This is a genomic window from Cetobacterium sp. (assembly GCF_051658645.1).
In the GTDB taxonomy this organism is placed as follows: Bacteria; Fusobacteriota; Fusobacteriia; order Fusobacteriales; family Fusobacteriaceae; genus Cetobacterium_A.
Window position 1 is genome coordinate 48,184 of the sequence record NZ_JBOFMZ010000063.1, and the last position, 10,271, is coordinate 58,454.

At 27.9% G+C, this 10,271-nt stretch carries 10 protein-coding genes and 1 rRNA gene; 8 read left to right on the forward strand and 3 right to left on the reverse strand.

Annotated features, from left to right (window positions below):
• Positions 1-12: 12 nt before the first annotated feature.
• Together ACRCZX_RS07615 and ACRCZX_RS07620 are read left to right on the forward strand one after the other, a co-directional pair.
• Positions 13-465 carry an S-layer homology domain-containing protein gene (locus tag ACRCZX_RS07615; RefSeq protein WP_438582325.1) on the forward strand — a complete coding sequence of 151 codons (453 nt, stop codon included), beginning with the start codon at positions 13-15 and terminating at the stop codon, positions 463-465.
• Positions 466-485: 20 nt separating this feature from the next.
• Positions 486-1,835, forward strand: a complete 1,350-nt coding sequence (locus ACRCZX_RS07620; RefSeq protein ID WP_438582326.1) for a glucose-6-phosphate isomerase — start codon at positions 486-488, stop codon at positions 1,833-1,835.
• 40 nt (positions 1,836-1,875) lie between these two features.
• On the opposite strand, the gene ACRCZX_RS07625 is transcribed toward ACRCZX_RS07620, so the two are convergent.
• Complete coding sequence (locus ACRCZX_RS07625; RefSeq protein WP_438582327.1) at positions 1,876-2,691, reverse strand: carboxypeptidase-like regulatory domain-containing protein; 816 nt, start codon at positions 2,689-2,691, stop codon at positions 1,876-1,878.
• A 104-nt stretch (positions 2,692-2,795) separates the two neighbouring features.
• Between ACRCZX_RS07625 and ACRCZX_RS07630 the strand changes: the two genes are divergently transcribed.
• From ACRCZX_RS07630 to leuS, 4 genes are all read left to right on the forward strand, one after another.
• The gene (locus ACRCZX_RS07630; RefSeq protein WP_438582328.1) at positions 2,796-3,359 is read left to right on the forward strand and encodes a DUF1694 domain-containing protein; all 564 of its coding nucleotides are present in this window, start codon (positions 2,796-2,798) and stop codon (positions 3,357-3,359) included.
• Between the two features lie 4 nt (positions 3,360-3,363).
• Positions 3,364-4,635, forward strand: coding sequence for a UDP-N-acetylglucosamine 1-carboxyvinyltransferase (gene murA / locus ACRCZX_RS07635; protein WP_438582329.1), 1,272 nt, complete (start codon positions 3,364-3,366; stop codon positions 4,633-4,635).
• A 15-nt stretch (positions 4,636-4,650) separates the two neighbouring features.
• Positions 4,651-5,361 (forward strand): 23S rRNA (guanosine(2251)-2'-O)-methyltransferase RlmB, encoded by a 711-nt coding sequence (gene rlmB / locus ACRCZX_RS07640; RefSeq protein ID WP_438582330.1) that lies wholly within the window; start codon positions 4,651-4,653, stop codon positions 5,359-5,361.
• A 74-nt stretch (positions 5,362-5,435) separates the two neighbouring features.
• Positions 5,436-8,048 carry a leucine--tRNA ligase gene (leuS, locus tag ACRCZX_RS07645; protein ID WP_438582331.1) on the forward strand — a complete coding sequence of 871 codons (2,613 nt, stop codon included), beginning with the start codon at positions 5,436-5,438 and terminating at the stop codon, positions 8,046-8,048.
• Positions 8,049-8,086: 38 nt separating this feature from the next.
• Here leuS and ACRCZX_RS07650 read toward each other — a convergent pair whose 3' ends face one another.
• A complete protein-coding gene (locus ACRCZX_RS07650) occupies positions 8,087-8,440 on the reverse strand; it encodes a zf-TFIIB domain-containing protein (RefSeq protein ID WP_438582332.1) in 354 nt (117 codons plus the stop codon).
• A gap of 17 nt (positions 8,441-8,457) precedes the next feature.
• The gene (gene aroE, locus ACRCZX_RS07655; protein WP_438582333.1) at positions 8,458-9,261 is read right to left on the reverse strand and encodes a shikimate dehydrogenase; all 804 of its coding nucleotides are present in this window, start codon (positions 9,259-9,261) and stop codon (positions 8,458-8,460) included.
• 89 nt (positions 9,262-9,350) lie between these two features.
• Between aroE and ACRCZX_RS07660 the strand changes: the two genes are divergently transcribed.
• Positions 9,351-9,995, forward strand: a complete 645-nt coding sequence (locus tag ACRCZX_RS07660) for a Crp/Fnr family transcriptional regulator (RefSeq protein WP_438582334.1) — start codon at positions 9,351-9,353, stop codon at positions 9,993-9,995.
• Positions 9,996-10,188: 193 nt separating this feature from the next.
• Positions 10,189-10,271, forward strand: a 16S ribosomal RNA gene (locus ACRCZX_RS07665); the annotation flags it as partial.

Here is a 10,271-nt window from a genome sequence, read left to right on the forward strand (position 1 = left end):
AAGAGGTAGTGTATGAAAAAAATAATTGTGCTATACTTCATATTAGCAACATTAGTTTGTGCAGAGTTAAAAGAGTTTGTATTTGAAGATGTTCCTAAAAATCATTGGGCATATAAAGCAATAGAAAATCTTGTAGATGAAGGTATTATATCTGAAGATAGTTTTTTATTTAAAGGAGAATTTCCAGTTTCAAGATATGGTTTTGCAGAAGGTTTAAATCGATCTTTTAATAATTTAGATAAGAAAAAAGCCAATAGAGGTGATTTAATAATCTTAGAAAGTTTAGTATATGAATTTTCAAGAGAACTTACTAAAATAGGTTTTAATGCAGAATTATTTAATGGAAAGATTGAGAATATAAGAATTGATATTGAAGTTATAAAGCAGGAAAATGATGAAAACCAAAAGGAATTGAACGAATTAAGAAAAAGGATAGAAACTCTAGAAAAAAATGTAGGAATTTAATTAATATGGAGGTATAGGTTATGAAAAAATTATCGTTTGATTATTCAAATGCACTAGGATTTTTTAATGAAAATGAATTAGGATTAATGGAAGCTCAATGCAATACTGCAGTTGAAACTTTAATGAATGGAACAGGAGCAGGAAATGATTTTTTAGGTTGGATAGATTTACCAACTAATTATGATAAGGTAGAATTTGATAGAATAAAATTAGCTGCACAAAAAATAAAGAATGATTCAGAAGTTTTAGTAGTAATTGGTATAGGAGGATCATATTTAGGTGCTAGATCAGCTATTGAATTTTTATCACATACTTTTTATAATAATCAACCAAAAGATAAAAGAAAAGGACCTGAAATATATTTTGCAGGGCAAAATATATCAGGGAAATATTTAACAGAGTTATTAGAAATAATTGGGGATAGAGATTATTCGGTTAATGTTATCTCAAAATCAGGAACAACAACAGAACCAGCAATAGCATTTAGAGTATTCAAGAAACATTTAGAAGAAAAGTATGGGTTAGAAGAATCTAGAAAAAGAATCTATGCAACAACAGATTCAAGTAAGGGTGCTTTAAAAACGTTATCAACAAATGAAGGGTATGAAACGTTTACTGTTCCTGATAATGTAGGAGGAAGATTTTCTGTTTTAACAGCTGTAGGATTACTACCAATAGCTGCAGCAGGAATAAATATAGATGAATTAATGTTAGGTGCAAAAGATGCTAGTGCAGCTTATAAAGTACCATTTTCAGAGAATGACTGTTTAAAATATGCAACGATTAGAAATGTTTTAAATAGAAAAGGTAAAGAAGTAGAGATGTTAATTAACTATGAACCAAGATTACATTATTTTGGTGAGTGGTGGAAACAGTTGTTTGGAGAATCAGAAGGAAAAGATGGAAAAGGACTACTTCCAGCAGCAGCAGATTTTTCTACAGATCTACATTCAATGGGTCAATATATTCAAGATGGAAGAAGAATATTAATTGAAACATTAGTGAATATTGATACACCTGAATATGATGTTTTAATAGAAGCTGATGAATTAGATTTAGATGGACTTAATTATTTAGCAGGAAAAGGAATGGACTTTGTTAATAAAAAGGCAGCTGAAGGAACTGTATTAGCTCACGTTGATGGAGGAGTTCCAAACTTAATAATTACAATTCCAGAAGCAACTCCATATCATTTAGGATATTTATTCTATTTCTTTGAAAAAGCAGTTGGAATAAGTTCTTACCTATTAGGTATAAATCCATTTGATCAACCTGGAGTAGAAGCTTACAAGGCAAATATGTTTGCATTATTAGGTAAAAAAGGATTTGAAAAGCAAGCTGAAGAATTAAATAAAAGATTAAAAAAGTAATTATAAAAAAAGAAGCTAGAAAATTAATTCTAGCTTTTTTTTAGTCCATAAATATATTAAATTGCCTTAAATCTTTGTCGATTGTAAATGTTTTACTTTTATAATTATATTTAGGAATTCGAAAATAAACATTATCATAATTTAAGATATCTCTAAATTCAAATAAGCCATCTTTACTTGTTTCAACAGTTGATATAATTTTATTATTTTTCGAATTCATTAACTCAAGAGAAGTATTTTGTAAATAGATATTGTTTTGTGTAAGAGCCCCAGAAATATAAAATGTTTTAGCTTCTAAAACAACAGAAATATCATTGATAAATTTTTCATTTTGTATAAGTAAAGAAGTCCCATTTCTATAAAATCCTTCTTTTTCTATAAGAATTGAAATCAATCCAATTTGTCCTTCGAAAAAGAAATTCCCATCAGAGTCAGTAGTTAAATTAATAAGATCTTCTTTCATCTTTATTTTTACTTCGGCGTCTTTTATAGGTTCACCAAACTTGTTAACAGCACACCCATAAATAGCTATTTTATTGTTAGTCATACTTAGAATTAAAGGTTTTACTTCTTCAAAAATATAATCAACAAAGAAGTTATCACCAATTAAAGAAGTATAATTATTTTTTTCTACAGTGATTCTATATTTGTTTTTAGGTAGTTCTATAAAAAAACTTCCGTTTATATTAGTTTTTATAGATTTAACTTTATTCGAACTATTAAAAAAACTAACGGTTGCATTTCCTAATCTAAATTCTTTATCTGTAACAAATCCAGAAATTTGGATTTTATCATTTTGTGCAAAAACATTAAATGAAAAAACAAAAATAAACCAAAGAAAAGGTTTAAATCTCATGATGCCTCCTGTATATTAATGTTATATTTAATTATAACACTTTTTTGATTTTATATGCTATAATTATTAATAAAAATAAGTTTTTTTATAGAGGGTGATTCTAATTGGTAGATGATTTAATAAACGAGAGAGAAAAAGCAAAACTAAATTTTCTAAAAGCTCAAACAGAAAAGCTAATCTATCTAGGTGAATTTAAAGAAAATGTATTAGCTGCTTTAGAAAAACAAGAGATAGAAAGAAATTTTATTCATGATGAAATAAAAGATATTATGAAAGATGAAAAAGCTATTTTATTGAAAATAAGAAGAGATATTCCATTTGAGTCTATAAAGATTTATATAGATGAAGCAGAAAAACTTGAGCTTAGATATATGTTAGTTGATGATATTAGTTTTAGAGGAAATGTAGGTTTAGTAATAGTTTCTAAAGAACCTTTAGATAATGAGAATATCGAAGTTATAATTGAAAGTGCAACAAAAGTTTATACTGATGCTGGTTTGGACGAAAGTTTTATATACGGTGAAGGACATAAAATTTGTTCAAAACATTACAAAGAGTTAAAAGATAAATTACCAAGCCACTTAGATAAATTTGAAGAGATGAATTTCTTTGATAGATTATTTGGTAAAGTATGCCCAATAGATAGATTTTACAAAAAGGAGCAGTGATAGAATGAACGTAGAGGCGTTTAAAATACTTGGTGGAAAAAAAATAAGTGGAGAACTAAAAGTTGAAGGAGCAAAAAATGCAGCTCTTCCAATTTTTGTAGCAACATTAATAGAAAAAGGAACATATATATTAAATAATGTTCCAAATTTAAGAGATATAAATACTCTTGTTCAACTTCTAGAAAGCTTAGGACTTGAAATAGAAAAAATTGGAGAGCATTCATATAAAATAGTAAACAATGGATTAAAATCTTTAGTTGCATCTTATGATTTAGTAAAAAAAATGAGAGCATCATTTTTAGTTATGGGGCCAATGCTAGCACATGAAAAAAAAGCTAAAGTTTCATTACCAGGAGGGTGTGCAATAGGTTCTAGACCTGTAGATTTACACTTAAAAGGTTTTGAAGCTCTTGGAGTAAAGATAAAAATAGATCATGGATATGTAGAGGGAGAAACGAAAGAATTAATTGGTGGAAATGTAAATTTTGATTTTCCAAGTGTTGGAGCAACTGAAAATGTAATAATGGCTGCAGTAAAAGCAAAAGGAAAAACAATTATTAAAAATGCAGCAAGAGAGCCAGAAATAGATGATTTATGTAATTTTTTAGTAAAAATGGGAGCTAAAATAGAAGGAATAGGAACTGGAACTTTAGAAATAGAGGGAGTAGAAAAACTATCACCTTGTGAGCATTCAATTATACCTGACAGAATTGTTGCTGGAACATTTATTGTAGCGTCGCTTATGTTTGATGGATCAATAACAGTTAAAGGTGTTGTAAGAGATCATATAGAAAGTTTTATTGCAAAACTTGAAGAGATGGGAGCAGTGTTTGAAATTGACGGGGATGTTTTAACAACAAAAACAAAACTAAAAGATTTAAAACCAGTAAATGCAACAACAATGCCACATCCAGGATTTCCAACAGATTTACAATCTCCAATGATGACCTTGATGTGTTTAGTAAATGGAAAAAGTGAAATAAAAGAAACAATTTTTGAAAATAGATTTATGCATGTTCCAGAACTTTCTAGAATGGGAGCAAATATATCAACAGATTCAAATACAGCGATAATAACTGGAATAAATAATTTCTGTTCAGCAGAAGTTATGGCAAGTGACTTAAGAGCAGGCGCTTCTCTTATTTTAGCAGGATTGTTAGCAAATGGAGAAACTATAGTAAATAGAATTTATCATGTGGACAGAGGTTATGAAAACTTAGAGGTTAAATTAACGGCCCTAGGTGCAAACATAGAAAGAATAAAAGTAGAAATATAGAATAAGGGTGAGAAAATGGAAAAAGTAATAGGAATAAATCCTGTAATAGAGTTATTGGAAAATAAGTCTAACAATATTGAAAAGATTGAAATATTCAAAGGAATGAGAGAAGAACAATTAGGAAGATTAAAAGCTTTAGCATCAGCAAGAAATATTAAATTATTTCAAGTTGCTAAAAAAGAGGAGAATTCACAAGGTGTTGTGGCATTTTTAAATGATTATGATTACTATAAAGATTTAGGTGAATTTATAGAAAAGATAGCTAGAGATGAAAAATCAATAGTTTTAATTTTGGATGGAGTTCAAGATCCAAGAAACTTTGGTGCAATAATAAGAAGTGCTGAAATATTTGGTGTTAAAGGAATTATAATTCCTGAAAGAAATTCAGTGAAAATTAATGAAACAGTTATAAAAACTTCAACTGGAGCTATTGAGCATGTAGATATAATAAAAGTTACAAATATATCTGATGCAATAGATAAACTTAAAAAATTAGATTTTTGGGTTTATGGAGCAGAAGGATCTGGAACAAAATTCTATCACGAAGAGAAGTATCCTAATAAGACAGCTTTAGTTTTAGGAAGTGAAGGAGATGGAATTAGAAAAAAAGTAAAAGAAAATTGTGATATCTTAGTTAAAATTCCAATGCATGGAAAGATAAACTCTTTAAATGTATCTGTAGCAGGTGGAATAATCCTTTCTGAGATAGCTAAAAACCTATATTAAATAAATAAACCTGTAGAAATGCAGGTTTTTTTATGCTATATTTATGAGATAATTAAAATTAACGGGGTGAAGAGATGAGAGATTATAGTTTTAATCTAATAGAACAAAAATGGCAACAAAAATGGAAAGAAGAAAATATATTTAAAACAAAAGATAAAGTAGAAGGAAAAGAGAATTATTATGTTTTAGAGATGTTACCATATCCATCAGGAAAGCTTCATGTAGGACATGCTAGAAATTATACAATTGGAGATGTAATTGCTAGATACAAAAGAATGAAAGGTTATAATGTGTTACATCCTATGGGTTGGGATTCTTTTGGATTGCCAGCTGAAAATGCTGCAATTCAAAATGGAGTACATCCTGCAATTTGGACAAAATCAAATATAGAGAATATGAATAGACAACTAAAAATGATCGGATTATCTTATGATTGGGATAGAGAAATAGCTAGCTATACTCCTGAATATTATAAGTGGAATCAATGGATATTTAAAAAAATGTTTGAAATGGGATTAGTTTATAAAAAAAAATCAACTGTAAATTGGTGTCCAGATTGTCAAACAGTTTTAGCAAATGAACAAGTTGAAGATGGAATGTGTTGGAGACATTCAAAAACTTTAGTTATGCAAAAAGATTTAGAGCAGTGGTTCTTTAAAATAACAGATTATGCAGAAGAATTATTAGAAGGACATAAAGAATTAGAAAAAGGTTGGCCAGAAAAAGTTTTAACAATGCAAAGAAACTGGATTGGAAAGTCTATTGGAACAGAAGTTAATTTTAAGATTGTTGAAAGAGAAGAAAATTTAGCTGTATTTACAACTAGAGTTGAAACATTATTTGGAGTTTCATATGCTGTTATAGCACCAGAACATCCGTTAGTAGAAGAAATAATGAAAATTAATCCGACTATAAAAGATGCTATATCAATTATGAAAAATACAGATATGATAGAAAGAACAGCTGAAGGAAAAGAGAAAAATGGAATAAAAACAGGGTGGCATGTAATTAATCCTGTAAATGGTGATAAAGTAGAACTTTGGATAGCTGATTATGTTTTAATGAATTATGGAACTGGAGCTGTAATGGCTGTACCAGCACACGATGAAAGAGATTTTACATTTGCTAAAAAATATAATTTACCAATTAAAGTTGTAATTAATCCAATAGATAAAGAGTCTAAAAAGGAGGTAGTTATAAATTCTTCAGATATGAAAAACGCTTTTGTTGGATCTGGAATAATGACTAACTCTTCTGAATTTAATGGTATAAATTCAAAAACTGCTTTAGAAAAAATAGCTGATTTTGTTGAATTAAAAGAATTTGGAAAAAGAACAACAAAGTATAGATTGAAAGATTGGGGAGTTTCTAGACAAAGATATTGGGGAACGCCAATTCCAGCTTTATATTGTGAAAAATGTGGAGTGGTAATGGAAAAAGAGGAAAATTTACCAATTATATTACCCACAGATGTAGAATTCTCAGGAAATGGAAATCCATTAGAAACATCAGAAAGTTTTAAAAATTCAATATGCCCATGTTGTGGTGGACCAGCTAGAAGAGATACAGATACAATGGATACTTTTGTGGATTCATCTTGGTATTTTTTAAGATACTGTGATCCTAAAAATTTAAACTTACCATTCTCTAAAGAGAAAGCTGATGCTTGGTCACCAGTCGATCAATATATTGGAGGAGTAGAACATGCTGTTATGCATTTATTATATTCAAGATTTTTCTCAAAAGTTTTAAGAGATATGGGTCTTTTATCATCAAATGAACCATTTAAAAGACTATTAACTCAAGGAATGGTATTAGGGCCATCATACTATTCAGCTGATGAGAATAGATTCTTATATCCAGAAGAGGTTGAATTAAAAGGAAGTACAGCTATTTTAAAAACAACTGGTGAAGAAATACAAATAAAAATTGAAAAGATGTCAAAATCAAAAAATAACGGTGTAGATCCAGAAATTATGATTAATAAATATGGAGCAGATACGACTAGATTATTTATTATGTTCGCCGCTCCTCCAGAAAGAGAGTTAGAGTGGAACGAAAATGGATTAGCAGGTGCAGCTAGATTCTTAAATAAAATTTGGAGATTAGTTCTTGAAAATAAAGAGCACTTGACTGATGTAAGTTTAATTGATTATTCTAAATTGACTAAAGAAGATAAAGCACTGGTTAGAAAGTTACACCAAACTATAAAAAAAGTAACAGAATCTATAGAAGCAGATTATCATTTTAATACTTCAATAGCAGCAACTATGGAATTGTTAAATGAGATGCAAGACTATAGAACTCAAATTTTAGGAACAGAAAAAGAGACTGCAGAATCTAAAAAAATATTTAGAGAAGCAATGGTAAATGTTGTTGTAATGTTATCTCCGTTTACTCCTCATTTCTGTGATGAATTATGGGAAGAAATGGGAAATAAAGGGACGTTATTCTCGCAAGCTTGGCCTATGTACAAGGAAGAGTTAACAATAGCAGATGAAATTTCAATAGCTGTACAAGTTAATGGAAAATTAAGAGGAACTTTAGATGTAGAAAGAACGACTCCTAAAGATGAAGTTGAAGCAAAGGCTTTAGAAATAGAAAATGTAAAAAAGTTTATTGAAGGACAAACAGTAGTTAAAGTTATTGTAGTACCTGGAAAAATAGTAAATATAGTTGTTAAATAGTTAAGGAAAGGAGAGTTATTAAAAAGCTCTCCTTTTTTTTATTTTTTAAATTTTTCCCAAAACTTTGGTTTTTGAGCTGTTTTCATTTTTTTTTCTTCTGCTTGTTCTGCATGATAATTAGACCAATTAGGATTATTTTTCATGTTTGTTTTCATTTGCTTCATATAGTTGTATGTAGCTTTTGTATTTTTATATTTTGTAATAAAATTACTTTTTATATCTATAAATGTTTGAACTATTCCTTTGAAAAAATTAATAATTTTTTGAATAACTCTTTTGTAGCTACTAAATTTATAAACTTCTTTGCAGCTAGGACATCTATATTTAGCAACTTTATCCATTATTCTCATTTTTTCTTTACATTTTGGACAAGTGATAATTATTTTTCTCATATTTTAATCCTCCAATACTATTTATAAACTTCAGAAATAAGGTCGTTATAAACTTTTTCATAATTTAGGTCAACTTCATTCCAAATTTCTTGAGATTTAACTCCTTGTGAAACAAGCATATATAATCCATTTTCAATTTTTTTATTTTTAGCTTTAGCAAATTTTAAAAATAAAGTTTCTTTAGGATTATATATCAAATCCAAAACAAAGTCAAAATTTTGAATAGTTTCCTTAAAAATAGGAGATTTGTTGATATTTGGAAAAGTTCCAACAGGAGTTGCATTAATAATTAAGTATCCAGAGACTTCATTTAAGTCTTCATATGAAATTGTAAAAACATTTTCAATTTTTTTTGACGCTTTATTTATATCTCTAGAAACAATGTATACAATAGCTTTTAAATCTAAAAGAGCTTTTACGGCAGCTTTAGCCGCTCCACCACTACCAAGGATAACTACTTTTTTATAAGCTAAATTTAAACCCATTTTTTTGAAAGTTTTTAAAAGTCCAAAATAATCAGTATTATATGCGATTATTTTATCATCTTTAAACTTTATACAATTAGCCGCTCCAATATCTTTTACTTCATCAGAAATTTCATCAACAAATTTTAAAATAGAAGTTTTATAAGGAATAGTAATATTTATTCCTAAAATTCCATCTTTTTTTAGTTGTTTCAAAAAATCGTCTATTAATACTTCATCTTTTAAATCATAAATTTTATATTCACCATCAATATTATATAATTGGAAGATTCTATTATGTAGAGTTGGCGAGAAAGAATAGGAAATGTTTTTTCCAAGTAATCCAAATTTTTTCATATATTTCACCCCTTTAATTAATTATAGTATTATTTTTTCCAATAAACAATGATATATTAATATAATAAAACTAAATAATAGGAGGATTTATGTTAAATTTAAAGGTATTAGAAAAAGTAAAAATATTTAAGGGGTTAAAATCAGAAGAATTAATTATATTACTTCAATCTATAGATTATAAAATAAAGAAATTTGAAAAGAATGATAGTGTTTTATTTAGAGGTGATAAGTTAGATGGTATTTTTATTATTTTACAAGGATCTTTAAGTGCTGAGATGTTGAAAAATAGTGGAGATATTCAAAAAATTGAAAATTTATCAGAAGGAGATATAATCGCTTCGGCATTTATCTTTGGAGAAAAAAATAATATACCAGTAGATTTAATTGCTTTGGAAAAATGCTGTTTATTACATATAGATAAAAAAAACTTATTGAAAACTTTCAAAATAGAAGAAAAAATATTAATAAATTTTTTAGATGAAATTTCAGATAAAACTCAATTTTTATCTAATAAAGTTTGGAAAAGTTTTAATACTAAAACAATAAAAGAAAAAATTTTAGATTATATCTCTGAGAATACAATAGAAAACAAGGTTGTTTTTAAGCATTCTATAAAAGAGTTGTCAGAATTATTTGGTGTAAGTAGACCATCTTTATCTAGAGTTATAAGTGAGTTTATTGAAGAAGGAATTTTGGAAAGAGAAGAAAAGAAAATTTTTAGAATAAAAAAATAAAAAAGTTGTTGACATGATTTAAAAGTTATGGTATTATACTTCTTGTAGCGGCAACAACCGCACGGCAAAAGGACATTAGCAACCGAATAGAGAAAATAGTCAGAATGTTGTGTAAACAACAAAATACCAGTAATGGTAAACCATTTAGATGGTTAAAAGGTGTAAAGAAAGTCTAAGGACTTAAAAATATATTTGAATGAAGAGTTTGATCCTGGCTCAGGATGAACGCTGACAGAATGCTTAACACATGCAAGTCGATTCGATTTACCTTCGGGT